The sequence below is a fragment of the Methanocaldococcus vulcanius M7 genome, from assembly GCF_000024625.1.
GTDB lineage: Archaea > AGJL01 > Methanococci > Methanococcales > Methanocaldococcaceae > Methanocaldococcus > Methanocaldococcus vulcanius.
Map to the genome: position 1 here is coordinate 198,370 of NC_013407.1, position 25,193 is coordinate 223,562.

A 25,193-nucleotide genomic window follows, 5' to 3' on the forward strand; every position below is an offset into this window, starting at 1 on the left:
ATGAGCCATGAGATAAAAAAAGTGTCAATTGTGATCCCTGCATATAACGAGGAGAAAGCAATTGGAAAAACTCTCGAATTAATAAAAAATACTATAGAAAAAATTAAAGGGTATGATTTCGAAATAATAGTGGTAGACAATAATTCCTCGGATAGTACTGGAAAAATCGCTAAGAGCTTAGGAGCGAAAGTTGTATTTGAGCGTAATAAAGGATATGGCAACGCATATAAAAAAGGTTTGAAAGAAGCAGGAGGAGATATAATAATTACAGGAGATGCAGATGGAACTTATCCTTTTGAGGATATTCCAAAATTTTTACAAATTATTGAAAAAAATAATGTTGATTTTATAAATACGGATAGATTTGCAAATTTAGAAAAAAATTCAATGCCTTTTATAAATTATATCGGGAACAAGGTCTTAACCTTTTTGATAAATATGATCTATAATGTAAATATAAAAGATTCCCAATCCGGAATGTGGATATTTAAAAGAGAGGTTATTGAAAAAATGAATTTTGATATTATGAGTGAAGGAATGCCATTTTCCCAAGAAATAAAGTTATATGCCATATATTTGGGATTCAAATTTTTAGAAATTCCAATTACTTATAGAAAAAGGATAGGTAAGAAAAAACTAGATCCCGTAAAAGATGGTATTGATAATTTTATTAACTTATTAAAGTTTAGAAAAAAACTTAAATCAGTAAAACAGTAATAAAAAACATTATCACTTTTTATTTTAATTTTAATATGGTGATAAAATATATAGATTCAAAATGAGAAACATAACGCACAAGTTATAATCAAAATTAGCAAAATATGGTTTATTTTTAAATTAACTCTTTGAATTTTTAGAGCTCCCAAGCGAAAAATTATTTCTTTATTTTTATTTTTTGTAAATTCCACAATTATCTTTAAAATTAATATAGCAATTAAAGGAAAAAGATAATATATTTTATACATTGGAAATCCTATAAACGATAATATATAAGAAAAACTAATGATATAAAATACTGAGAGAAAAGGACTCATAATAATTTTTTCCTCACTACTATTTATTGGATTTATTAAATACATTAACATTAAGATAGTTAAAAACAATAAAATACTCATAACTATCCCATAAACTAAATTTCGGTGAAATTGTGAATTTTATATATAAGATCCCCTATCTATCCTTAGGAATAATATGTGGAACTATAACTGGTTTGTTTCCTGGTATTCATCCAAATAATATCGTTGCTTTATCTTTTTTAATTTTACCATATTTTGGGGTGGACAATTATATACTATTTTTAATCGGATTGGTTATTACCCACTACTTTATAAATTTTATTCCTTCCGCTTTTTTAGGAGTTCCAGATGATGAGACCGCTGTCTCTGCTCTACCAATGCACAAATTAACTTTAAATGGAAGAGGATATGAGGCAATTGTATTAGCTGGATTTGGAAGTTATTTGGGTGTTGTTTTTTCAATACTTATTAGTTTATTTGTTATTTCAATTTTACATTTTGATGTAAAAGTGTTTTATCATCATATAAAGATATTTATTCCTTTTATTCTAATTGCTTTTATCCTCTATCAAATTTTTACAGCAAAATCTATCTGGGAAATTTTAGTTATATTCTTATCAGGAATTTTTGGAATTGCGGTTTTGTATTGTAGTGAAGCATTTAGCATAACATTAACAGCCATATTTACTGGAATGTTTGGAATTCCACTGTTAATAAACAACTTAAAAACCTATAAAATAAAAAATCAGATAATAACATTTCCAAATTTTGATTTAAAATTTTTAAAATCATCACTTTTTGCTTCAATATTTGGATTTTTTAGAATATTTTTGCCAGGAATTAGCGGATCTCAGTTGAACTATATTTTAAGTAAAATATTAAAAGAAAAGGATTTAAAAAACTTTATCGTTTCTCAGGGGAGTATTATTTTATCCAACGAGATTTTTTCTATATTAGCAGTTATCTTTATTGGAATTGGGAGAAGTGGTGTTGCAAGAGCAATACAACTTTTAAACGTGGATCTTAGTATGAATACTGCAATTTTTTCAATATTAATAACTGCCACAGTAGCAGTAATTATATTATTAAATCTATCGAAATATATTTTATTGTTTATCCAAAAAGTGAACTTTAAAATTTTATCCCTGTTTTTTATTGCTTTTTGCTCACTTGTAGTGGTTGTTGGAAGTTATAATCTCTACTTAATACATCATATTGTTGTCTACCTAACTGCTGTTTGTATTGGCCTTTTAGCAGTAAAAAGCAACTCAAAATTATCCAATATGATGAATGTGTTAATATTTCCAACGATAATTATGTTTTTGAGGGGTTAGGATGGATTTAAAAAAGCAGATATTAAATAAAAGGACAGTTGCTTCCTTTGTATTGTCTTTTATCATAATATTATACATTATCTCCAAAATCGACCTTGATAAAGTATTGATTATTTTAAAAAATTTGAATATTATTTATTATCTCCTTGCAATAGCAATGTTCTATTTATCAATAGTGATTAAAAGCTATCGTTGGAAACTCTTCTTAAAAAATGCAAAAATTGATCTGAATTTGAAAGATGCATTTTTGATCTATTATCTTTCAATGTTTGTAAATTCATTGGTTCCTGCTAAGTTGGGAGATGTTTATAGAGGGTATTTACTAAAAAAGAAGACAGAGAAATCAATATCTTTAGGATTTGGAACTGTCTTTATTGAGAGAATTTTTGACCTTGTGGCAATGATTTCGATTTTATTTATTTCTGCTTATTTATCTTTTGAGGCAAATATTCCAAATGAAATTTTATATTCAATAAAATGGGGAGTTATTATCATACTTTTACTAATTTTGTTTATTATTGGATTTTTAGTAATAAATAGCAGATTAAATTTAAAAAATAGGAGGATAGAAGGAATTTTAATGAATTTTGAAAAGGGTCTAAAAGCCGTGAAATTGGAAACATTACCTATTATAACGACTTTATCTTTTCTCGGATGGCTAATTGAAGGATTGACTATTTATTTTATATTTTTAGCACTAAACCTTAAATTGAGCATAATCTTTGGAATTTTTTCAGATCTTGCATCTTCTCTACTAACTGCGATTCCATTAACTCCTTCAGGTTTGGGAATTGTGGACTATGCATTAATATATATATTAAAATTAAAAAATTTAGGATATAGTGAAAGTTTCGCAGTCCTTATACTCTATCGGTTAATATCTTATTTTTCTATTGTGTTTTTTGGAGCGATCTTATTTTCTATCAATGATATGAAAAAATAAATAAAATAAATTACTGAATTTAATAAATAATAAAATTTTAAGAATAAAAATATAAGATAAAAACTATTAATATTGAAATTAATCATTCGGATATTATGATTTTTTATGTGGGTATTTATTTAAGGAACAGTTTATTAATCAATATATATACAAATCTATTGATTTCGATTGTTAAACCACAACTGGTTTAAAATTTTCTTAAATAAACTTTAAATAAATTAAAATTATTTTAATTATGTAAGAGGATGCACAACCTTTAAATATTCTGAGGATACATCTTTTTTATGAGAAATGGTGATAATAATGAGAGTAATTGGTATCATTGGCTACAAAGATTCAGGCAAAACAACACTGATTGAAAATATTTTAAAGAACTCTGACAAAAAGATAGCAGTGATAAAACATAGCAGTGATAGAGTAGAGGTAGATAAAGAAGGAAGCGACACACATCGACTCTCAAATGCTGGGGCAGAGGTTACAATCTTAGCGACTGATGAGAGAACGGTTTTCTTCACCGACAGGATGGATTTAGAGACAATATTATCGCTTTTAATAAACTATGACATTGATTTTGTAATCATTGAAGGATTTAAAGAGGCATTAAAGCGACTAAATATTCCAAAGATCGTGATGTTGAAAAATAAAGAAGGAAGCGAGTTAATAGATGACCACACTGCCCTTATAATTGAGGACTACAATTACAACATTGAAGAAATTTTAAATGTTATTTACGAAAAGGCAGTAGTTCCAACAATGAACCTAAACTGTGGACACTGTGGATACAATTGTAAATCTTTTGTAAAGGCGGTTGTGGAAGATGAGGCAAAGTGGAGTGATTGTGTCTTAGCGAAAGGTATAAAAATAATTGTTGATGGTAAAATAATTCCTGCCGTTCCTTTTGTATCGAAGATCGTCGGCAACACAATAAAAGCGATGATTGAAACACTCAAGGGAGTCGAAAATCCGAAAAATATTAAAGTGGAAATCGACATATCAAAATTAAAGTGATTTGGTATAAACGAATCAATATAAATAAATAGTCAAAACCAAAATATTTAAATAATAGTAGTATATTATAGTAAAGTTGTGGCGTAATTTAAACATCAATATGGAAAAATATGCCTTCGAAAATATACTCAAACATTTTACGGAAAAATCAAAAAAATTCGAGGGGGATAGAAATGGAAAAGTACGAAAAAGCAGCAGAAATATTTAAGGCATTTGGAGATCCAACAAGATTAATGATATTAAAGCTGTTGGCGGAGAATGGAAGCATGTGCGTCTGCAAAATCATAGACGAGCTGAAAAAGCCACAGCCAACAATCTCACACCACTTAAACATACTAAAAAAAGCAGGAATAGTCAAAGCAAGAAAAGAAGGAACTTGGAACTTCTATTACATAGTAGATGATAGAGTTAAAGAGATCATAAAGTTAGTCGATGAATTATAAACATCTAAATATTAAAATTAAATTATAGACGTTTGAAGAAACCTTAAAAAGGTTTAAAGTTTAAGTGAAAAAAGAAAATGAGGATATGGTGACAAAGAAATTCCTAAAATTTTTATATTAAATTTTATATTAAAAGTTTTAAAACGAAATAGAAAGATTTACAGCATAACTTTCATAATTTTTACTTTTTAGATTTAAATTTTTAAACTATATAGAATTACTTTTTTATTATTTTTATTATTTTAAAAAATTTTTTCAGTAAATTTAAAGTATAAGTGCTTTTATACAAATACACCTATTTTCGCAATTAAAAACAATGAAAAATAAAAAAATAATAAAAAAATAAATAGATATGCAAATTCTATATATCTCATATAACCTAAATAAAAAATAAACTAAAACAACAATTATTTTCGGTGATCTCGGTGGGAATTGAAGAAGAAATTAAGAGAATAGAAGAAGAACTCAAAAATACCCCCTACAACAAAGCAACTCAAAAACACATAGGAAGATTAAAAGCAAAATTAGCCAGGTTGAGAGAACAGTCCCAAAGTAGAGGAGGGGGTGGTGGAAAAGGATATGCAGTTAAAAAAAGTGGAGATGCCACTGCTGCATTTGTTGGATTCCCATCAGTTGGAAAATCCACACTCTTAAACAAACTTACAAATGCAAACTCAGAAGTAGGAGCATATGCATTCACAACACTAACAATAGTTCCAGGAGTTTTAAATTACAAAGGTGCAAAAATACAACTTTTAGACGCTCCGGGTATTATTGTAGGAGCTTCTTCTGGAAAGGGAAGAGGGACAGAGGTACTATCAGCAGTAAGAAGTGCAGATCTAATACTATTGACAGTAGATATTTACACACTTGATCACCTCCCTGTCTTGGAAAAAGAACTATACAATGTAGGAATTAGGTTAGACCAGAAGCCACCAGATGTTAAAATAAAAGTTAAAGAAAGAGGCGGGATAAATGTTAGCTCAACAGTTCCTTTAACCCATATTGACGAAGATACCGTAGAGGCAATCTTAAACGAATATAGAATACATAATGCAGATGTAGTTATAAGAGAGGATATAACATTAGAGCAGTTTATAGACGTTGTCTCTGGAAATAGGGTTTATATTCCTTCTCTTGTTGTGGTTAACAAGATCGACCTGGCAGATGAGAACTATTTAAAATATATAAAGCAGAAGTTAGAAGAATTTGGAAAGGATTATATTCTTGTATCTGGAAATAAAAACATAAATTTAGATCTTTTAAAAGAAAAAATTTATGAAAAATTAGGATTTATAAAGATATACTTAAAACCGCAAGGTAAAAAACCTGATTTTGATGAGCCGTTAATAATGAGAAAAGGATCTACTGTAAAAGATGTATGTGAAAAACTTCACAAGGACTTTGTTAAGAATTTCAGATATGCACAGGTCTGGGGAAAATCAGCAAAACATCCGGGGCAGAGAGTTGGATTAGATCATAGGTTAGAAGATGAGGATATATTAACTATCGTGATAAAGAGGTAAGGTGAAGTATTTGTTTGATTTAGAAACAGAACGAGTTATAAAAACCATAGAAGAAATATTAAATAAAAAGAAAACAGAAAAAAATAATGAGTCAGTAAAAGTAGTATTTCAAGCACCTGAGGGTTTAAAACTCGCGGTTGAAAAAGAGATTGAAAAGATGGAAGAATATTTTAAAGGAGAGGATGTTGAGTTCTATCTGTGGGGCAATTCATGCTTTGGAGCATGTGATTTAATAGACGATCATGTAGAGAAATTAAATATTGATCTTATAGTTCACTATGGCCATGAGAGATTAAGTTATGCAATACCAAAACTAAAAACGCTTTTTATTCCAGCATATCATATATTTAGCAGAGAAGAGAAAAAAGATATATTAGACAAACTAAATGAATTTATAAAAAATTTAGAAAAAGAAGGAAGACATGTCTCAATAGCCACAACCATACAATATAAAGAACTACTAAAAGACCTCAATCCAAGTATAATTTTAGGATGCAGAGGAAATATTAAAGAGGGAACAGTAATTTTATACGTAGGAACTGGAAGATTTCATCCTTTAATGCTTTCATACAAGTATCAAAAAGAGGTTTTTATATTCAACCCAGTATCAAAATGTTTTGATAAAATTGTAGAGGAGGAAATAAAAAGATTTATAAAAAAGAGGATTGCTTCAATATCCAAACTAATGCTTAAACATCCAAAAAAAGTGGGAGTTGTTCTCTCCACGAAAAAAGGACAGTGTAGAAAAAAAGTGTTTAAAGAAATCATAACCCTACTTAAAGATAACAATATTCCTTATTTACCGATACTCATGGACAATATCTCTCCTGAATTATTGTTTTATGATGTTGACTGCTATATAATCGTTGCATGTCCGAGAATCGTTTTAGATGATCATATATTATATAAAAAGCCAATTTACACCCCAGAAGAGTTTAAACTATTTCTCCAAAATCGATTAGAATATCAATTTGATGAGATTAAAGAGAGCGATTTTTATTAACAAAATGTCCTGTTCGTTGCGGGAAGAGCCAGTATCTTACCACAGTGAGGACAGTTAATAACTACCTCCTCATTTTTATAGTATGCTTTAAATGGTTTTTCACAGTAAGGGCAGAGATATATCCTCCCCCCGGTTTCTTTACACTCTCCAACTTCTCCAACAGTAGGATACCTTTCAAAGGTAATCTCACTATCTTTATTTTGATATTTAAAAAATTTCTTTACCATTCTTAAATACATATTCACTGCTTCTTCGTTTATACAATCCTTTCCGCAGTAGGGACAAGAGTGCATATGATCACCTCTCAGTGGGCATATATTTTATACTATCAAAACCAAACTATTAAATTACTACGCTTTGCTATTATAAATATATTCTGTTTCGAAGAGTAGTGTTTGTTAATTATTTTCCATTAATAGTGTTTGGTGAAATTATGTGGAAAAAATTGGAGAATTTAACAAGTAAAATTTATGAAAAGGCGGTTAGGAGGAAGGGGGAACATAGGATTGCACTGTTAATAGATGGACCTAATATGCTAAGAAAAGAGTTTAATATTGATTTGGATAAAATAAGAGAAGTGTTAAATGAATTTGGAGATATTGTAATTGGAAGAGTTTATTTAAATCAATATGCCTCAGACAAGTTGATAGAGGCAGTGATTAATCAAGGTTTTGAGCCGAAAATATCTGCTGGAGATGTGGATGTTGAGATGGCTGTCGATGCAACAGAGTTGGTTTTTAACCCCAATATTGATACCATTGCCTACGTAACGAGAGATGCTGATTTTCTACCTGCAATAAGGAAGGCAAAAGAAAGGGGAAAGAAGGTTATAGTTATTGGGGCTGAGCCGGGATTTTCAACCGCTCTACAAAATATTGCCGACTATGTTATAAAAATAGGAGAAGAATTCCAATTAGACAAGGAAAAATTAGAAAAAAAGAAAAAGAACAAATTTTTAAAAGTAGAGGAGAAGCATAAAGATAACAATGGAAAAAATGAAAAAGAAAATGAAAATAATAAAGAAAGAACTAATACAACTTAATAAACCCTATAATAGCACAAAAAATTAAAGATATTAAAGATAAAAGAATACACAAAAATTTACTAAAACTACTTTGACATGATATATGATATATTATATGATGTTCGTTTATTTTTATCTTTTATGTTCTTTTATATTTTTATATTATATTTTTATTTTTTATTATTTTATACCCAAAACCTTTCTAAGCACTGTTGATGTTGCAAATGAACAGAGAATATACCAACCAAGCCATCCCAGTGCAGAATTTGAGACAATTTTGAATCCTCCTTTGTATATAAGAGATCCAAGCCAATGCCAGAAGTTTATAAACAGGATTTTTGAGAGTATCGTCGGTAAATACACCACTACTCCATTCCATCCGGGATTTAACTCCTGATAGATACCTCCAAATCCATAAACATGTCTCAAATAAATGAATATCAATATTATCGGCACCCATGTATAGACCATAGGTTTTAAACTCATTTTCATCAATTCTGCATTCAACTGCATCATTTTTTGCTGTTCCTCTTGGAGTTTTTGCATCATTTCTGGATTTTTAGACATTTTTTTGAATTTTACCTGATACTCTTGAATCTCTCTTTTTAATTCAGCAACCCTTTCCTGATCAACAAGTAATTTTGTAGCAAGGTTTATGATCAATGAGACGATTATTGCAATAACTAAAATCGCTAACGCAGGATGCATAACCTTAATGATCGGCATAAAAATTGCATCAAGCGTTTTGTAATACAGATCAAAGATCGAGCCAAACATCTACTCACCTTTAAATAAAAATTTTTAAATTTGCATAAACGCTAATTATAAAAGTTTATAGATATTAAAAGGTTATTAAACTTAATTTAATAAAAATTAATATTTATTAATGTTTTATTAGTTATTTTATAATTTTTACTTTAAAACTTCTACGAGTTCCTTCACTGCCTTATCAAGTAAGAAGTCATTGTTTTTAATGATCTTTACTGTTGCACCAGTTAAGACAGCATAAGTCATTGCAGCACATCTATTCATAAACATATGTTCTGCAATATCCTCCGTTGATTCAAAGTCCCTCTGTCTTGTTTCATCTTTTAACCTTCTCATTAATATTTCATCATTATCTGCTTCAACTAAGACAATAATATCCGGCTTTAATTCCTCCAATACCCATGCAGGAAGTCCAGGAAGATAACCTTTTGGTGTTTTTATCGTACTGTGTGTATCAACAACAATATTGGAAGTTTTTGCCATTTCAGCAATTCTTCTTCCAGCTAATCTCTGTATTCTCTTCTGCTCTTCTGGAGGTAGTTTTCTCAACTGATCTCTATGCTCTACTAAACCCTCCTCCTTAGCGATCTCAAACATTACTGTTCCAAAATTTACTATTTCATAATTTATTCCTTCTTTTTTTAATTCCTCAATGGCCTTGTTTGTCACTGTTGTAGATCCAACACCCGGAACTCCTACAATGACTACAACCTTGTTTTTCATATATCATCACCCCAAAATCTTTGATTCTCTTTTTAAATAAAATTTTTAATACTTTTTTAACCTTGTTTAATCATTCTTAAACTATTTCTATCTTAATTATTTTTATTTTTTTTATATTCTTTTTACTTATTTAATAGTTTTGCTATGGTTGGGTGCAACTCACTTACTTTTTCTTTTAATAGTTGCTCATACATTCTATAAACGATAGAAACCGTTAATAAGACCCCAGTTCCTCCTCCTAATGCACCTATAAAGTTCGCGATGGTTGCCAAGAAACCGACGAAGGCAGAGCTCATTACAGTTAAAGGAGGGATGTATCTTTTTAATCTATGCTCTATTGCTTTTTCACTTTTTCTAAATCCTTTAATTGCCATATTTAAAGATCCTATCCTCTTAGCCATACTCTTTGGATCCAGCCCCGTTGTTTCTACCCAGAACATCCCAAACACTACACACGTAATAATCATTGCAATCATGTAAATGATCGCATGTATTGGATCTGAGACAATACTTGACAACCCATACGGTGTGGAGAGATAGTATGCGATCCCGTCTATTGGTCTCCCACCTTCATAGTGTCCCAGTATTGGAACTCCTGCCCTATAAAGGGCTAATCCCCAAAGTTGAACGTTAGCAAATAATGCAGATGCCAATATAACAGGGATGTTTGATGTGTAAACAAATTTTATAGGATATTTTCCTACCGCTCCCTTAATCCTTCCATGGGCTAATGGAATTTCAACTCTCATACACTCTGCATATACAACCATTAGGAAGACAATTATTGTTCCGATTATAGGGGCGATGTACTCTATATTAGGTGCTCCTTCAATTAGAGATCCTAAGAACTTCCATAGATAACCTTCTGGACCAAAAGCCCCCACGAATATGGTTTGAGAGACACCTGCGGCAATAAACAATCCAATTCCTGAACCAATTCCATATTTTGAAACAATTTCATCCAAGTAGATCAGTATTATAGATCCAAATGCTATTTGTAGAACTACTAAAAGTGCTAACAGTGGTGTTAATGCTCCAAAGGCACCTGCTCCAACGAATAGAACTGCTTCTACAAAACACATTATTATTGAGAGGAGTTTTTGACATCCTTGGAACAGTGCCCTATTTTCAGGAATGGAAAGATCCATCTGTATTAATCCAGATCCCACCAACAACTGCATTATTATTCCAGCAGTGACTATTGGCCCAATACCGAGCGTTATCAGTGTTCCGATTCTTGATGCGGTTATTGTTTGCCAAAATTCGAATATTGCAGGAATTTGCGCCCCTGCTGTATATACATCAATACATCCCATAATAAAATAAAGGATCAGAACTATACCCGTCCATTTTAGTCGCTCTTTGAATGGGATCTCTCTAACAGGCAACTCAACTTCCGGAATTTTTTCCAGTATTGGAATTAATTTTCTCATAAAATTTTCCAAGGTATCACCTTTTTATGTTTGGGCATTTGATCGGGATAATTTTTTAAGTTAGTAGTTTGTAGTATAAATTTTTAGTGAATTAAGATCACAAAATAAAAACAACATATTTACAAATTTGACATTTATAAATTTGAGAGTATTGTATAAAAAATATGATTGTAAATTGTTCTTTAAATTCTCTATATTTAGATAATCTAATAAAATAGTTCTTTCTATATTTTCATAAAACGTGCCAAGATCAAATTCAAAAATTAAAAATAAAAAAAGAATAATTAATAAATTAGAGCTCAACAACCTCTCCACCTACTTCCTCGATCTTCATTCTGGCTTTTTCTGAAACTTCAACTGCTTTAACGATCATTGGGATGGTTATTTTACCTTTTCCTAAGACCTTTTCATAACCTAACTCTACCACATCGACCACAAACTTGTCTCCTTCTTTTTCGAACATCTCTGGGTTTTTCAATATCATCTCTTCAAGATCTCCTACGTTTATTGTTTCTAACTCTTTTACTAACTTTGGATGTCTCTTAAACCCATATTTTCCAAAGTAGTCGGGGCAATTTTTAATAATCCATGTCCATTTATGTTTTAATCCACCAGCCATTCCTCTTCCTCCCTTATTTCCAGCTCCTCTCCTTTTTTTATGACTTCCTCCTCCGCAAGTTCTTGATCCTCTAATCTTTTTTACTTTTCTTTTCTTTCTAATCATATTTGATCACCTTCCTTACATCATTTTTTCTAATAATTCGTTGATTTTTTCTCCTCTATATCCTAAAGCTCCTCCTATACTAAATGGTTTTTTAATACCTCCTCTTTCGAATCCTTTCTTAGGAGGATGTAATCTAAACACTGGCTTTAATGGTGTTTCTTTTAATTTTATTTCTCCATTTATAATTTTTTCAGCTAAGTCCTCAACGTTCATTCCTGTTAACTCTTTTATTAATTCTTCATTTACTCTTTTGTTTCCTGGTAATCTTCCTCTCTTTAAAATAAGTTTGATTAGAGTATCTTTATCAATTTCTCCATAGGTTACGTAGTCCTTAACTTTTTGTATCATTCCTTTAAATGTTTCTGTTTCGGGGACAATTACACAGTGATTTACTTTATTTAATCTTAGCATTTTTAATGTGTCTGCAATATCTCTCCTTACTCCGATTCTCCCTCTTATCCTAACAACAGCATACGCCATGTTGATCACCTTAAATATTATAATACGTATATAATGTTAAAATAACATTCAACGAAAAATCCTCTTTTTCATGAAAAACAAAATATTAATTGTAGAATTATAAAACCCTTCCTTCAAGAACCCCTAATTTCTCCTTGTGTTTTTCCATAACTCTCGTAAAGTTCAAACTCTTTAATGCCTCAAATGTAGCCATTGCGAAGTTGTAAGTGGTTCTTGTTTCTCCAAATGTTTTCGTCCACACATCTTTAATTCCAGCTAAACTAAGAACCGCCTTAGCGACATCTCCAGCAACTAAACCAACTCCCTTAGGAGCGGGTAGTATCTCTATTGCAGTACTTCCACACTTTCCATAACCCTTATATGGAATTGAGTGGGGTGTTCCACAACCACACTCCCAAGAACCACAACCTCTTTTAACTCTTATAATATTTTTCTTTGCTTGGGCTATTGCCTTTCTTATTGCTGGCCCAACTTCTTTCGCTTTACCTTTTCCAACTCCAACGTATCCGTTCTTGTTTCCAACAACAACAGTAGCTCTAAATCTTGCTCTTCTACCTGATTTGTGCATTCTTTGGACTAATTTAACGTCTAAAACTTTCTCTTCTAAGTCGGGTAATAAAGCATCTACTATTTCCGGTTCTAAAATTGGCAAGTTGTTATCTAATATATAATCAATATCTGTTATTTGCCCTTCTTTAACCATTCTTCCAACGGTAGTTTTTGGTTCCCACTCTTCTATGTTGAATCTCATTGTCTCACCTTAAAACATACTATCAATTTTTGCCTTTATTTCATCGAAGTGTTCTGGCAATTTTTCTGGCTCTAATCCTTTTTCTAAATACTTTGAAAATTGTTTTTTGTATCTTTCTTCATCTTCCTCTTTTAACATTTCAGCATAGGCCTTTATGTGTTCTCCTCTTATCCTATCTTCTGGTGGTAGGGATTCATCTCCATGAGGAATTTCTAATCCTGCATCTATGGCTCCTTTTAATATTGCAAAGATTGCATTTCCTTTCGTAGCCCTATGTAATCCAATATCTAAAACTGCCTCAGTGTATCCATTTGCTAATGCCTTTTTTCCAAGTAAGTACCCGGTTAGATAAGCAGAAGGTAAGTTTCCAGTGTGTCCTTTGTATCCGAGTTTTATAAGTTCTCTTGAGTGGGCGGAGACAACAGTTTTATCTCCTTTTTCATCATACAATACAATTTGAGCTATACAGTGATTTAATGATTTTCTCGCCACTAATCTTGGTTTTTTTGATAGGAGTAATCTTAATCTTCTTCTATAATCGGTTTTTGCTTCTCTTCTTCTCCTAAATTTGACCCTATATATTGGACCTTTTGCCATGTTTCCTCACCTTTTAATAAAATTTTGATAATTTAAATCAATTTTATTTAAAATTTATTTTAAAAGTTCGTGTTCTTTCATGTATAGGAAGAGGTGGCCTCTGCTTCTGAATGCTCCTCCTTTTGCCATTCTGTAAAGTTTTCTATAAACACTTCTATCAATCTTTCCTTCATCTCTTAATTGTTTTAATGTTTTTCTTAATGCCCTAATTGTTGACATCCATTTTTCTTTTGGTGGAGTTCTTGCACCAGCAGCTCCTCTTCTTGAACCTGGTCCTCTTCTTCTACCTTTTTTCCTTTGCTCTTTCAATTTTTTAACTCTCGCACTACTAATTCCTTTCTTTTGTTTCTTCTTAATAACGCCCTCTTTTATTAAGACCCTTATATCGTCCTTTGACATGGCCATTTTTACTCTATCCAACTGTTCAGGATCAATCCATACTCTCTCAATTCCACATTTTAGGAGTTCAGATGCCATTCTCCTCTGAACAGATACATCCATAATATCACCTTGTTATTGTAAAAACTGATTAAGGATTTAAGCTCATCTCAAATAAAATGTGTTATTCTTCCTTTTCTAATGATTTTAAAAGTTCTTCCTGTTTTTCTTGTGAGATGTTTAATATTTTTATCCCGAGTTCTCTTGCTCTTTTAATTATCTCAATTTTCTTCCTTTTACCAACAGTTGAAGCAATTCTTGCCCCCTGTGTTTCAGGATTTAATTTTTCTATATCTTTTACATTGTAAACTAATACATCCTCTAAACCGCAAGGGTGTAAGCCCCTAACTGCCTTTGGACTTCTGTATCCAACCTCTACAATAGCAGGTTTTTCCTTCCACTTTAATCTCATCTTGCTGTGTCTTCCTTTTGGTTTTCTCCATTTTTCCCCTAATCTTTTATGTCTGTGTGCCTCTTGTCTTATGAAGTCAGGTTTTTTCATTTTTAATTTGAACCTTAACCTTAACAATCTGTTCATGGTTCTCCCTCAGCATTTTTTCTATTTATTTATCAATTTTCTAATTTTAAATGTTTAAATTATTTTTCCTGCTTTCTCTACAATGTAAATTCCGTCTTGGAAGACCCTTGGATCTCTTCCTTTGATTCTTGTTGCCTGTTCTATGTTAGCAGCGGTCTGTCCAACTTTTTCTTTGTCTATTCCGCTAACAATAACATCTTCTCCACTAACTTTAACTTTAACTCCTTCCATTATTTTTGCTCTTCTTGGGTGTTTTTCTCCTAAGAAGTTCTCAATAATAACTTCGTTTCCTTTAACACTAACTTTCATTGGGAAGTGGGCATATCTAATTTTTAATTTATAGGTAAAGCCCTCTGTAACTCCTTTTATCATATTGTTAATGTGTGCCCTTATTGTTCCAATCATTGCTTTGTCTTTTCTTCTTGGGTATTCACAGAAGATAATTACTTCATCCCCTTCTTTTTTAATTTTCACATTGGAATGTTCAAATCTTCTTCTTAATTCATTTCCTCCGCTTTTTACTATAACTTCATTATTGTCGTTTACTTCGATTTGAACATTTTCGGGGATCTTTATTCTTTCTTCAATATAGGCGGCAACTGGCATAAACTCACCTCAAAGATTTAAGTTTTCTAACCGTGTTTTGGTTTATATTTATTATTGTCTATGTTTGGATTTAAGTAAGTAGTTTAGGATTAATAAGTCGGATCGACCAGATTAGTACACGTAAGCTAATAATCTTCCTCCTAATCCCTTCTTTTTTGCATCTTCATGACTCATAACTCCTTGTGTTGTAGAAACAATCAATAAACCAAAATCTCTCGCTGGTAGGTATCTTTTTTCAAACTTCTCATAACCAAATTTTTTAACTGGAAATCTTGGTTTTATAGCTCCACACTTGTTTATCTTTCCTACTAATTCAACTTTAAAAATTCCTGCTCTTCCGTCTTCTATAAATTCAAACTCTCCTATGTAGCCGTTATCTTGCATAACTTTTAAAACTCTTCCGATTAATTTAGAGGCAGGTTTTATATAAACAACTTTCTTACCCACTCTCTCACAGTTAGAGATATGGTTTAACGCGTTTGCCAGTGGGTCCATTAAACTCATGTTTTCCCTCCATTAAGAATTTTTAATACTTTAATATTTGCATTGGTGTTTAGTTTATAGATTGAATAAAAGTTTTTAGTGTTTAGTCCAATTTTTTAAATCCTAACTTGTGAGCTATTTCTCTAAAACACTGTCTACACAAGTTTAATCCATATTTTCTAATTAATCCTGGCCCAACATGTCCGCATCTCTGACATGGCCTAATCCCATACCCATACTTCTTTTTCCAAGGTTTTTTTGCCATCATATCACCTTTTTTATTGTGTTTCTTCCTCTTCCTCTAATAGTAATCTTTCAACTTTGATTCCATAGTTCTTCTCTATAAATTCAATTGCCTCTTCTCTTGTTAATCGATGTCTTCTTGGAATCTTTGACCTACATCTTTTCTTTCTGAAAACTCTAAATCCTGGCCTTTCTAAGGTAACACAAACGTCCATACCAAAAATACCGATCATAGGATCATACTTTTGTCCTGGGAAGTCAATATGCTCGTGGATTCCAAATGAAAAGTTCCCATAGTCGTCAAATGAATAATCATAAAGTGTTTTACCTTCTTTTTGAAATGCCTCAAATGCTTTTTTCAAAAAGTCCTCTGCTTTTTTTCCTCTTAGAGTAACTTTCAACCCTATTGGTAATTTTTTTCTAATTCCAAATGATGGATTTGTTTGTTTAGCCCTTGTTCTTATTGGCTTTTGCCCTGTCAGCTCTTCAATAACCTGGGCTCCTTTTGTTAATCGATCTCCACTTTCTCCAACTCCAAAATTAACAACAACTTTTCCAATTCTCGGCTTTAACATTGGATTTTTCTCCCACATTTCTTCAAAGCTCATGTTTCTCCCTCATAAATTTGATGATTTTAATTATAATTTAATTATTGGTTCTTCATCTCCAACAACGAAGACGTAGTCCTTAACTGTTTTGAATTTCTCTCCTTCCATGTTTTCTAAGGTAACTATATCTGGGTATATTCCTCTTCTCTCAATCTCAACGATTTTAGCAAAATCACCGACGTGTTTTCCTCCAGTGATATAAGCTAATTTACCCACTTCAAATGGGATATGTGCTTTAATTTCTTGTTCTGGAATTGAAATCAGCAAGGTATCTCCTGTTTTATAAACATCCTCTTCTGCCTTTGTAGGATCTGAAACTTTAATAACAACATTCCTCCCATCGTGTAAATTGAGTTGGATATGTCCTCCTTTAACAACTGTTTTGTTTTTAATTTTACATAATTTTACATCTGGATTTTCTGTTGGTTTTAACTTAACTCTTCCCTTTCTATCAAACAAAACTCTATAATTCTCATCTGCCTCAGGTAAAGAAACAACGTCCATCAATCCAACTGGAAGCTTTTCTTCTTTTCTAACTCTTCCATCAACAAAGACCTTTCCCATTTTAATGATTTTCTTTGCTTCTCTTCCGTTATCAGCGTATTTTAACAGATCTCTTACAACTATTAGAAGTGGTAGTGATTCACTCATTGGGTGTGCTCCGGGTAAAGGTCTAACTGTAAATTTATGAACCTTTCTTGGTAATTCCCATCTAACTGGAGCTGCTAATCTTTTTAGATGTCTTTTTGGACCTTTTTTTGCCATCCTTTCACCTTACTCGTTTTTGATGTGTTTAAATCTTTTTTCATCTTTGTCATATAATTTGATGATCATGACGTTTGAAGGGTGTATTGGGTATGGGACTTCTTTTCCGTCCTGTTTTTTATTATTTGCACCTTCTACATGGATTCTGTATCTTTTTAAGTCAACTTTCACAACTTCCCCTTCTAAACCTTTGAAGTTTCCTCTCATTATTCTAACAACATCTCCCTTTCTAACTGGAATAGCGTTTTTACCTAACTTTTCTTTCAACTCTTTTGATAACATTGCTGACATTACTTTTTTTCTTAAATGTAGTGGAGCGTTAAATAACGCTTTTCTCTGCTTTCTTGGTTGTTTTGACTTGGTAAAGGCCATTATTTCACCTATTAACGTTTTTCTTATAATTCGTAATTATATTTTATATAAAGATTATACGATGATTTTAGCTATTCTTGCAATACCTGGCCATCTCTCAGCTGCTTCTTTTGCCACTGGCCCTTTAATATCTGAACCTTTTGGGTTTCCATCTGGGGTTACTATAACAACTGCATTATCTGCAAACTTAACTCTTGTTCCGTCAGGTCTTTTGATTTCTTTTCTCTGTCTAATAACAACTGCTGGTAGAACTTGCTTTCTCATTTCTGGAGTTCCTTTTTTAACTGTTACTATAACCATATCTCCAACTCTTGCTGTTGGTAATCTTCTTGCAACTCCCTTGTAGTTTCTTACTGCGATGATTTCAACTTCCTTAGCTCCTGTGTTATCGGCACAGATACATCTTGCTCCAACAGGTAAAGCCCTAACTGGTTTTGAACTAATTGCTTTCATTGTTTTTCACCTTTTGGATTATTTTTCATTTACTCTTCTCCTTTAACTTCATCTGCTCTTCCTAATTTCTCAACTACAACAAATGCCTTTGTTTTACTTATTGGTCTACATTCCATGACCCTTACAATATCTCCAACTCTTGCGTGTATACATGGTGGGTTATGAGCTGCTAATTTTGCACTTCTTCTTTCGTATCTTTCATATTTTTTTAGGTATTTTACAACTTCTCTTTTTATAATGACTGTGTTGTGTGGTTTGTCGCTAACTACTACTCCAACGAAACTTTGCCCTCTTACTGGCAAGTTTCCGTGAAATGGACAGTTTTTGTCGTTGCATTCCACTTCTGGAGTTTTAACTTTTATTCCTATGTTTTTTGCAACCATGTTTTTACCTCCGGATTAATTTTATTGTCTTAGAGTGGCTTCAATATTTAGCAAAACATGTATTTATATTTTACATGTTTTAGTGATTGTTGATTAATGACTGTCTTTTCGGTTGGGGCAAAAATAGAGACAAGATTTTAAAGGTTAATATGGATAAAGGATTTTTATCTTTTTCTTTTTTAGACGATCTTCAGGCCTTCCAACCAATAATCTACCATCAACTTTAACTTTACAGTTTTTTAAGAGGAATACAAATATTGCAATGTCTTTTGGAATTATAACCTCTCTTCCATCTTTTTTTTCAATTTTTAATGTATTTCGCGTTTCATCAATGACTTTCCCTTTGATCCCTATCATTGATTTATTTTTAGCATCAATGATCTCTACATCTAAACCAATTAGTTCATGTCTTAGAATGTTATTAGGAGTTATCATACTGCCCCAACCGATTTAAGCGGGGACGGGGTGTGCCGATTTAAGGCATCCGCGTCCCCTTTTTCTAAGATTAAAATAAGAAGTTATTTTTATTATTTTTTGTTTTTTGTGAGATTTATTTTAAAAATGCCAGTATTCCTGATCTACCTTATTTCGATAGAATCTCGCGAGAATCCCATTTTAACAAGCTCTTCTGCAACTCTCTTTCTGTGATCTCCCTGAAGTTCTATCGTATCTCCTTTAACAGTTCCTCCACAGGCACAGATGTCCTTTAATTTTTTAGCGAGTTCCTTTAAATCAATAACACTTGTGTCGAATCCTTCTACTATCGTCATTAATTTACCAAATCTTCTTTTTGTAACGTATATTTTTATCTTCTGTTCTTCTTTTGCAATTTCTTCACAAACGCATAGTTCTTTTGGTAATCCACATCTTGGACAGATTTCTGGCATTACTGCACCTCTGTATTTTATGTGCCTTTCGTGTAATTATTTAGTATTTAGACAAGGTATTTAAATTTTTCTTTTAGGCAGTGTTTCTTTTCTTTTCATTCATTATTGTCAATATTCTTGCTATTGTTCTTTTTATTTCTCTAACTCTTCCAGGGTTGGAAGGAGCTCCTGCAACGGCTTTACTTGCTCTTTCTTTCAATAATTCTCTTTTTAAATCAGCCATCTTTTCTCTCAATTCTTCAATTGACATTCCTCTAAGTTCGTCAGCTCTTAGTATTGCCATTGTTTTCACCTGCTATTTTAACTGTTTTAGTTTTAAATATTTTGGAGAGATCTACTCTTCTTCCACAACGTGTTCAACTTCCGTATCTTTAATTATGATTTCATCTGGTAAGAGGACGTCTGGTCTCATGATCTTTACTGTAACTCCAATGACTCCCGGCTTGGTTTTTGCTATTGCACTACCTTTATCAACGAGTTCTTCTGCTGGTTCTCCACAGTGTTTCATATATCCTGCCATAAATTTCTCGGTTCTTGCTCTTTCTCCCGTTAACTTTCCGGAAATAATAACAATAACCCCTTTTGCTCCTGCGTTCATTACTCTTCTTACAGCAGTGTGCCCTACTCTTCTAAAATGCATTCCTCTTTCTAATGACTGAGCAACCTTTTGAGCAACAACTTGGGCATCTAAGTCGGGGTTTTCAACTGGTTTAACATCGATTTGTGGTTTTTCAACACCAAATTCTTTCGCAAGTGTTTCTGTTAATTCTCTAATTCTACTTCCTCTTCTTCCGATAACGAATCCTGGTTTTTCAGCATAGATGATTATTTTAGTTCCAATTGGTGTTTTTCTTATATAGCAGTGGCTATATCCTGCTCTACTTAACTCTTTTTTAAAGTATTCGTCTATTAAAAACTCTTTTATGTGTTCTTTAACGAAGGTTCTTTCGATCATGCTATCCACCTTTTTTATATTTTTGAATTTGCTTTATTATTAATTATTTTTATTGTTTTTTATTATTTTATATTGTTCTTATTTATTTTAGTGGAATTCTTCTAAGATAACTTGTATGTGAACAGTTTCTTGGAATTTGGGTGTTGCTCTTCCGAATGCTCTTGGCATGTATCTTTTTATTGTTATACCTTTATTTGTGGATATGTGTTTTATTCTTAACTTTTCAGTGTTTAATCCTTTATATTCAGCATTTGCTCTTGCATAGTTTAATATTTTTAATATTTCTCTTGATGCTTTTATTGGGTATCTTCCTGCATGCCATCCGAGTTTTCCTTTTCTATGTCCTACTTTCTTACAGTGTCTTTTAAATAGAACAGGTCTTTTCATTTCTATTACATCTTCTAAGAATTTTATTGCTTCATCTAACTTCATTCCATTTATTGCTCTACATATTTCCCTTGCATGTTTTCTTGAGATTGGAACGTTTCTACCCATCGCTCTTGCAGTTTTTTCTGGATTTGTTTGAATTTTATATTTTAGTTTGGCCATTTATATCACCTTTTAAAATTGAAGGTTTTTGCTAAATCTTTCTTGTTATGCTATATATTTGTGTTAATCATCATTTTATTATACATGTTATTATGTTTATTTGGAGAGTAATTTTAAATGTTGGTGGTTCTGAATTTTGTTTTTAATTTTTTACTGTTTCATGAACGATTTATAATTGGTAAGATTATAAAATTTTAAAAGTGTTATATATAATTTACTAATTAATTGTGCTATAATCGCTGTTAAAAAGGTGTGTATTCAAAAGAGAAGGTTTGCAATTTATGCCAGAGATACTTCAACGGTTTCAACGCTCTCAACCTCGTCAATTTCGGATAGGGCATTTTCTATTGGTTCAGTTCCTCCTTCTCTTTCTTCCATTTCGATAACTGCATAAACAGCATACAATCCGAATGCTAATGGTTCATCAAATAACCCTCTAACTGCAACGTTTTCTTTTTCTAAAACCTCTTTAACTTTTTCTTTTAGTTTTTCTTTATCAACTTCTGGACTTGTAGGCATGATTTTTATTTTTGCTAATACTGATGCCATTTTATTCACCTCATTTTTAATTATGGTCCCTCAAATCCACATTTTGGACACTTGTAAGGGTTATTTAACTTTCTACATTTTTCGCATCTTACAATCTCTACTTCTCCGCAGTTTGGACATGGAAATTTTGTTGATTTTTCTCTTGGAGCTATTTCAGCATTGCAACTTATGCAAACATACTTCATTTTCCCACCAATTCATTTTTTTAAGATTTTTCATTGTTTTTAATTTTTATTGTTATCTGTATTCGATTATTATAGCAGTATTGTCATAATATAATAATATTGTATATCCTATACATAAAGATGTGATAAATTGCTGGAGGATATTTATTTTAAATTATTTTGGTGCAAATGGTGTTTTTCCTTTCAAAAATATCAATAACACGTTCTGGGAATTTACCATTAACAACGTATGCTTTCATTTTAAACTGTTTTAAAAGAATGGGAAACTTTTCATCAACGGATGTTAAACCTTTAATGTCATTTGCATTAATTGTATTTAATAGTTTCCCTCCTGGGAACTTGTCGTAGATGCCATCTACATCAGTGGCTATTATAATCTCCTTAACATCTAATAACTTTCCTATATATAAACTTAATGAGTCAGAGGTTATTGACCAACTATGCTCTGCCATATCGGTTGATAATAATATTGTTGAAGGGAGTAATATTGCAATGTTTTCTTTTCTTATCTCTTTTTTTAAATCAAAAAGGTTGTCATATTTTTTTATTCCGCCAATTTCAGAAAACACCTCTCCAACAAGATCCATTGACTTTATTGCCAATTTGTGAGATAGAGAGTTAGATATATGTAATTTTTTGTCTATTTTCCTTATAACATTAGCAAATTCTCCCCCTCCGGGAATAATTACAATATTTTTATCTTTTTCTTTTGCATAGGTTTTGAGGGTAGTTAGCAGTGGTTTTACATGATATGTTAGGGATCCTCCTATTTTTATCAAATACATAATTTTCACCGAGATTTATGAGGATTAGAAATTCATAAAAATAAATAGAATAAATAAATAGAACATTTTAAAATATAAACTTCAAAACAGCCGATTAGACACCCAATAATCTACACACTTGATAATACGATAATTTTTAATAATTTTTATAATTTCCATATTTTCCTTTTTTCTTTTAGAAGATCTTTTGTGTTATTAACTTAAAAAGTATTTTAAACCCAGTTATTACATTAGTTCCCCTACTCATTGAGTATTCAGTATATATTGTTTTTATTGGGACTTCTTTCAATTTTAATTGATGTTTTTTAGCTATTATTATAAATTCGGAAGAGACCTCATATCTATCACTTTTTAAAGCATTTATCACTTTTTTAGCAGATTCGTAAGAAAATGCCCTAAGACCACTTTGACTATCTGTTACAAAATAACCTCCCATGAGATATGTTATTAAATTTAAGCCAAAATTTCCAACTCTTTTAACCAATGGCATATTCTTTAATTCTTTTTTATCCATCATTCTACTTCCAATAACAAAGTCAAAATTTTGCTCAATTATTGGTTTTGCAACTTTTTCTACATCCCTTGGATGATGTTGTCCGTCAGCATCGAAGGTTACTATAACTTTGGGATTATAAATTAAAGCACATTTAATCCCCGTTCCCAAAGCTCCCCCTAACCCTCTATTTAATATATGCCTACAAACAATTACATTCTCTTTTTTAGCGATCTCATATGTCCTGTCAGAAGAGCCATCATCTACAACAATAATGTTTTTATAACCTTCTCTTTTTAAATTTTTTAAAGTTTCTCCAATCATCTTCTCTTCGTTAAATGCAGGTATCACTATAAAAATATCTTCCTTGTTTAATTTATTTGATTTATCTAATTTAATTCGGCTGTTTTGCCTTTGACTTCTCATTGTCTCCACCTATCACCTTACAGAAAGCAAATGCTCCTACTATTCCACATATAAACATTGCCAGAGCTATTGTATTAGCAAATGCAATATTGTATTTTTGAGAGATAACCACGATCAGTGTTCCTGCAACTACGGTAATTATCGATTCCCCTACTAAAACATTTGCAGTTCCTTTTTTGAATGATAATCTTAAACCAACAAGAGCAGAAAATCCTAATGCAACAATTGCAAACAACCAAACATAAAAATTCATGGTTTCACCGTCGGAATTTGCTTCATCTACTCTCCATATAACTATTACTTTCTGTTCTTCAATATTATTTTAATTTAACTTCTTTAATTTTCATTACATTTCTTTAATTAAATCAAAGTATTTTAAGGTTTTGGATCCATTGAAAATTTAACAGAACTAAACGAAAATGCATAAATATGTGCAGAAATTAAAACTCTTTTTGGTGAGATGTATGGAGATAGGTACTCCTCTTTTAAAGGATAGTGTAAAGTTTTTACTACTTGGGAGTGGAGAACTCGGAAAAGAGGTTATTATAGAAGCTCAAAGATTAGGAATAGAATGTATCGCAGTAGATAGGTATCAAAATGCCCCCGCCATGCAGGTTGCCCATAGAAGTTATGTTATTGATATGAAGGACTATGATGCATTGATGGCGATTATTAAGAGAGAGGAGCCAAATTATATAGTTCCTGAAATTGAAGCAATAAACACTGATGCTTTAATAGATGCTGAAAAAATGGGGTATAACGTTGTTCCCACTGCCAATGCAACAAAAATAACTATGAATAGGGAATTAATAAGACGATTAGCTGCTGAAAAATTGAAGTTAAAAACTGCAAGATATGCATTTGCCAACTCGCTGGAAGAGTTAAAAGAGGCGGTTGCAAAAGTAGGAATTCCATGTGTAGTTAAGCCAATAATGTCATCTTCTGGAAAGGGGCAGAGTATAATTAAAAAAGAAGATGATATAGAAAAAGCTTGGAATATTGCAAGAGAAGGAGCGAGAGGGATTGGAAATAGGGTTATAGTTGAAGAATTTATAAATTTTGATTATGAAATAACATTATTAACTGCAAGAACTGCCAATGGAACCAAATTTTGTGAACCAATTGGTCATATTCAGATTGATGGGGACTATCACGAGAGTTGGCAACCACAAGATATGTCCCAAAGTTTGAAAGAGCAAGCAAAAGAAATATCAAAAGAGATAACTGATGCGTTGGGAGGTTATGGAATCTTCGGTGTAGAGTTGTTTGTTAAAGGAGATGAGGTAATATTTAGCGAAGTTTCTCCAAGACCTCACGATACTGGAATGGTTACGATGATAACACAAGATATGAGCGAGTTTGAGATACACGTTAGAGCAATACTCGGTTTTGATGTTTCCACTAAACTGCTCAGATGTGGAGCCAGCCATGTTATTAAGGCAGAGATAAACAAATATGCTCCAAAATATGACATAAAAGAAGCAGTTAAAGTGCCAAACTCTAAATTGAGATTATTTGGAAAGCCAAATGCAAAAGTTGGAAGAAGGATGGGAGTTGCTTTGTCTTATGCTGAATCCATTAAAAAAGCGAGAGAACTTGCAGAAAAATGTGCTCATTCTGTTAAAATATATTAAAAAATATAACTAATAAGATATATTAATTTGGTAGTATGAATATGGAATATATGGGCTCTGCGATTTTA

Annotated in this window: 37 protein-coding genes; 9 read left to right on the forward strand and 28 right to left on the reverse strand. The window is 31.6% G+C overall.

What is annotated here, in order from left to right; all coding sequences use genetic code 11:
- The 7 genes from METVU_RS00970 (at nt 1) to dph2 (ending at nt 7,273) form a co-directional block, all read left to right on the forward strand.
- Nucleotides 1-717, forward strand: coding sequence for a glycosyltransferase family 2 protein (locus METVU_RS00970; protein WP_012819609.1), 717 nt, complete (start codon nt 1-3; stop codon nt 715-717).
- Between the two features lie 439 nt (nt 718-1,156).
- A complete protein-coding gene (locus METVU_RS00980; RefSeq protein ID WP_153232552.1) occupies nt 1,157-2,350 on the forward strand; it encodes a tripartite tricarboxylate transporter permease in 1,194 nt (397 codons plus the stop codon).
- Between the two features lies 1 nt (nt 2,351).
- On the forward strand, nt 2,352-3,293 hold the full coding sequence (locus METVU_RS00985) for a flippase-like domain-containing protein (protein ID WP_012819612.1): 942 nt from the start codon (nt 2,352-2,354) through the stop codon (nt 3,291-3,293).
- 303 nt (nt 3,294-3,596) lie between these two features.
- Complete coding sequence (gene mobB, locus METVU_RS00990) at nt 3,597-4,301, forward strand: molybdopterin-guanine dinucleotide biosynthesis protein B (RefSeq protein WP_048196661.1); 705 nt, start codon at nt 3,597-3,599, stop codon at nt 4,299-4,301.
- A 173-nt stretch (nt 4,302-4,474) separates the two neighbouring features.
- A complete protein-coding gene (locus tag METVU_RS00995) occupies nt 4,475-4,744 on the forward strand; it encodes an ArsR/SmtB family transcription factor (RefSeq protein ID WP_010870842.1) in 270 nt (89 codons plus the stop codon).
- 425 nt (nt 4,745-5,169) lie between these two features.
- Complete coding sequence (locus METVU_RS01000; RefSeq protein ID WP_012819614.1) at nt 5,170-6,270, forward strand: OBG GTPase family GTP-binding protein; 1,101 nt, start codon at nt 5,170-5,172, stop codon at nt 6,268-6,270.
- A gap of 10 nt (nt 6,271-6,280) precedes the next feature.
- On the forward strand, nt 6,281-7,273 hold the full coding sequence (gene dph2, locus METVU_RS01005; protein ID WP_048196662.1) for a diphthamide biosynthesis enzyme Dph2: 993 nt from the start codon (nt 6,281-6,283) through the stop codon (nt 7,271-7,273).
- Here the strand turns inward: dph2 and METVU_RS01010 are convergent.
- Nucleotides 7,270-7,566 carry a hypothetical protein gene (locus tag METVU_RS01010; protein ID WP_012819616.1) on the reverse strand — a complete coding sequence of 99 codons (297 nt, stop codon included), beginning with the start codon at nt 7,564-7,566 and terminating at the stop codon, nt 7,270-7,272. The genes dph2 and METVU_RS01010 overlap by 4 nt on opposite strands.
- A gap of 140 nt (nt 7,567-7,706) precedes the next feature.
- On the opposite strand from METVU_RS01010, the gene METVU_RS01015 reads away from it, so the two are divergent.
- Nucleotides 7,707-8,315 (forward strand): TIGR00288 family NYN domain-containing protein, encoded by a 609-nt coding sequence (locus METVU_RS01015; RefSeq protein WP_048196663.1) that lies wholly within the window; start codon nt 7,707-7,709, stop codon nt 8,313-8,315.
- 162 nt (nt 8,316-8,477) lie between these two features.
- Here METVU_RS01015 and METVU_RS01020 read toward each other — a convergent pair whose 3' ends face one another.
- The 27 genes from METVU_RS01020 to METVU_RS01150 all read right to left on the reverse strand — a co-directional run bounded on the left by METVU_RS01020 (nt 8,478) and on the right by METVU_RS01150 (nt 23,744).
- On the reverse strand, nt 8,478-9,074 hold the full coding sequence (locus METVU_RS01020; protein ID WP_012819618.1) for an EMC3/TMCO1 family protein: 597 nt from the start codon (nt 9,072-9,074) through the stop codon (nt 8,478-8,480).
- Between the two features lie 135 nt (nt 9,075-9,209).
- The gene (locus METVU_RS01025; protein WP_012819619.1) at nt 9,210-9,788 is read right to left on the reverse strand and encodes an adenylate kinase; all 579 of its coding nucleotides are present in this window, start codon (nt 9,786-9,788) and stop codon (nt 9,210-9,212) included.
- A 122-nt stretch (nt 9,789-9,910) separates the two neighbouring features.
- Nucleotides 9,911-11,221, reverse strand: coding sequence for a preprotein translocase subunit SecY (gene secY / locus METVU_RS01030; protein WP_012819620.1), 1,311 nt, complete (start codon nt 11,219-11,221; stop codon nt 9,911-9,913).
- Between the two features lie 292 nt (nt 11,222-11,513).
- The gene (locus tag METVU_RS01035; protein WP_012819621.1) at nt 11,514-11,945 is read right to left on the reverse strand and encodes an uL15 family ribosomal protein; all 432 of its coding nucleotides are present in this window, start codon (nt 11,943-11,945) and stop codon (nt 11,514-11,516) included.
- Nucleotides 11,946-11,960: 15 nt separating this feature from the next.
- The gene (gene rpmD / locus METVU_RS01040; RefSeq protein ID WP_012819622.1) at nt 11,961-12,425 is read right to left on the reverse strand and encodes a 50S ribosomal protein L30; all 465 of its coding nucleotides are present in this window, start codon (nt 12,423-12,425) and stop codon (nt 11,961-11,963) included.
- A gap of 97 nt (nt 12,426-12,522) precedes the next feature.
- The gene (gene rpsE, locus METVU_RS01045; RefSeq protein WP_012819623.1) at nt 12,523-13,176 is read right to left on the reverse strand and encodes a 30S ribosomal protein S5; all 654 of its coding nucleotides are present in this window, start codon (nt 13,174-13,176) and stop codon (nt 12,523-12,525) included.
- Between the two features lie 9 nt (nt 13,177-13,185).
- Complete coding sequence (locus tag METVU_RS01050; RefSeq protein WP_012819624.1) at nt 13,186-13,773, reverse strand: 50S ribosomal protein L18; 588 nt, start codon at nt 13,771-13,773, stop codon at nt 13,186-13,188.
- Nucleotides 13,774-13,827: 54 nt separating this feature from the next.
- A complete protein-coding gene (locus METVU_RS01055) occupies nt 13,828-14,274 on the reverse strand; it encodes a 50S ribosomal protein L19e (protein ID WP_012819625.1) in 447 nt (148 codons plus the stop codon).
- 61 nt (nt 14,275-14,335) lie between these two features.
- Entirely contained in the window at nt 14,336-14,749 is a 414-nt protein-coding gene (locus METVU_RS01060) for a 50S ribosomal protein L32e (RefSeq protein ID WP_012819626.1), read from the reverse strand.
- Nucleotides 14,750-14,803: 54 nt separating this feature from the next.
- Nucleotides 14,804-15,355: a 50S ribosomal protein L6 gene (locus METVU_RS01065; protein ID WP_012819627.1), complete on the reverse strand. Its 552-nt coding sequence runs from the start codon at nt 15,353-15,355 to the stop codon at nt 14,804-14,806.
- Nucleotides 15,356-15,466: 111 nt separating this feature from the next.
- Nucleotides 15,467-15,859 (reverse strand): 30S ribosomal protein S8, encoded by a 393-nt coding sequence (locus tag METVU_RS01070; RefSeq protein ID WP_012819628.1) that lies wholly within the window; start codon nt 15,857-15,859, stop codon nt 15,467-15,469.
- An 82-nt stretch (nt 15,860-15,941) separates the two neighbouring features.
- Nucleotides 15,942-16,103 carry a 30S ribosomal protein S14 gene (locus tag METVU_RS01075; RefSeq protein ID WP_010869970.1) on the reverse strand — a complete coding sequence of 54 codons (162 nt, stop codon included), beginning with the start codon at nt 16,101-16,103 and terminating at the stop codon, nt 15,942-15,944.
- Nucleotides 16,104-16,116: 13 nt separating this feature from the next.
- Nucleotides 16,117-16,689 carry a 50S ribosomal protein L5 gene (locus tag METVU_RS01080; RefSeq protein WP_012819629.1) on the reverse strand — a complete coding sequence of 191 codons (573 nt, stop codon included), beginning with the start codon at nt 16,687-16,689 and terminating at the stop codon, nt 16,117-16,119.
- A 30-nt stretch (nt 16,690-16,719) separates the two neighbouring features.
- A complete protein-coding gene (locus METVU_RS01085) occupies nt 16,720-17,454 on the reverse strand; it encodes a 30S ribosomal protein S4e (protein ID WP_012819630.1) in 735 nt (244 codons plus the stop codon).
- Between the two features lie 9 nt (nt 17,455-17,463).
- Entirely contained in the window at nt 17,464-17,826 is a 363-nt protein-coding gene (gene rplX / locus METVU_RS01090) for a 50S ribosomal protein L24 (protein ID WP_012819631.1), read from the reverse strand.
- A gap of 54 nt (nt 17,827-17,880) precedes the next feature.
- Complete coding sequence (locus METVU_RS01095; RefSeq protein ID WP_012819632.1) at nt 17,881-18,279, reverse strand: 50S ribosomal protein L14; 399 nt, start codon at nt 18,277-18,279, stop codon at nt 17,881-17,883.
- 29 nt (nt 18,280-18,308) lie between these two features.
- Nucleotides 18,309-18,662, reverse strand: a complete 354-nt coding sequence (locus METVU_RS01100) for a 30S ribosomal protein S17 (protein ID WP_012819633.1) — start codon at nt 18,660-18,662, stop codon at nt 18,309-18,311.
- A 144-nt stretch (nt 18,663-18,806) separates the two neighbouring features.
- A complete protein-coding gene (gene rnp1 / locus METVU_RS01105; protein WP_012819634.1) occupies nt 18,807-19,097 on the reverse strand; it encodes a ribonuclease P protein component 1 in 291 nt (96 codons plus the stop codon).
- 143 nt (nt 19,098-19,240) lie between these two features.
- Entirely contained in the window at nt 19,241-19,549 is a 309-nt protein-coding gene (gene yciH, locus METVU_RS01110) for a stress response translation initiation inhibitor YciH (protein ID WP_012819635.1), read from the reverse strand.
- A gap of 73 nt (nt 19,550-19,622) precedes the next feature.
- Nucleotides 19,623-19,832: a 50S ribosomal protein L29 gene (gene rpmC, locus METVU_RS01115; protein ID WP_012819636.1), complete on the reverse strand. Its 210-nt coding sequence runs from the start codon at nt 19,830-19,832 to the stop codon at nt 19,623-19,625.
- A 51-nt stretch (nt 19,833-19,883) separates the two neighbouring features.
- Nucleotides 19,884-20,504, reverse strand: a complete 621-nt coding sequence (locus METVU_RS01120; protein ID WP_012819637.1) for a 30S ribosomal protein S3 — start codon at nt 20,502-20,504, stop codon at nt 19,884-19,886.
- An 87-nt stretch (nt 20,505-20,591) separates the two neighbouring features.
- Nucleotides 20,592-21,053 carry a 50S ribosomal protein L22 gene (gene rplV / locus METVU_RS01125; RefSeq protein ID WP_012819638.1) on the reverse strand — a complete coding sequence of 154 codons (462 nt, stop codon included), beginning with the start codon at nt 21,051-21,053 and terminating at the stop codon, nt 20,592-20,594.
- Nucleotides 21,054-21,332: 279 nt separating this feature from the next.
- Nucleotides 21,333-21,602, reverse strand: a complete 270-nt coding sequence (locus METVU_RS01130) for an elongation factor 1-beta (protein WP_012819639.1) — start codon at nt 21,600-21,602, stop codon at nt 21,333-21,335.
- Between the two features lie 20 nt (nt 21,603-21,622).
- The gene (locus METVU_RS01135) at nt 21,623-21,787 is read right to left on the reverse strand and encodes a zinc finger domain-containing protein (RefSeq protein WP_012819640.1); all 165 of its coding nucleotides are present in this window, start codon (nt 21,785-21,787) and stop codon (nt 21,623-21,625) included.
- Nucleotides 21,788-21,936: 149 nt separating this feature from the next.
- Nucleotides 21,937-22,572, reverse strand: coding sequence for a [5-(aminomethyl)furan-3-yl]methyl phosphate kinase (mfnE, locus tag METVU_RS01140; protein ID WP_012819641.1), 636 nt, complete (start codon nt 22,570-22,572; stop codon nt 21,937-21,939).
- A gap of 175 nt (nt 22,573-22,747) precedes the next feature.
- Nucleotides 22,748-23,491, reverse strand: coding sequence for a glycosyltransferase family 2 protein (locus METVU_RS01145; protein WP_012819642.1), 744 nt, complete (start codon nt 23,489-23,491; stop codon nt 22,748-22,750).
- Nucleotides 23,460-23,744 (reverse strand): hypothetical protein, encoded by a 285-nt coding sequence (locus tag METVU_RS01150; RefSeq protein WP_012819643.1) that lies wholly within the window; start codon nt 23,742-23,744, stop codon nt 23,460-23,462. Before METVU_RS01150 ends, METVU_RS01145 begins: the two co-directional genes overlap by 32 nt.
- Nucleotides 23,745-23,955: 211 nt before the next feature.
- Between METVU_RS01150 and purT the strand changes: the two genes are divergently transcribed.
- Complete coding sequence (purT, locus tag METVU_RS01155) at nt 23,956-25,125, forward strand: phosphoribosylglycinamide formyltransferase 2 (protein WP_012819644.1); 1,170 nt, start codon at nt 23,956-23,958, stop codon at nt 25,123-25,125.
- The last annotated feature ends 68 nt before the right edge of the window (nt 25,126-25,193 follow it).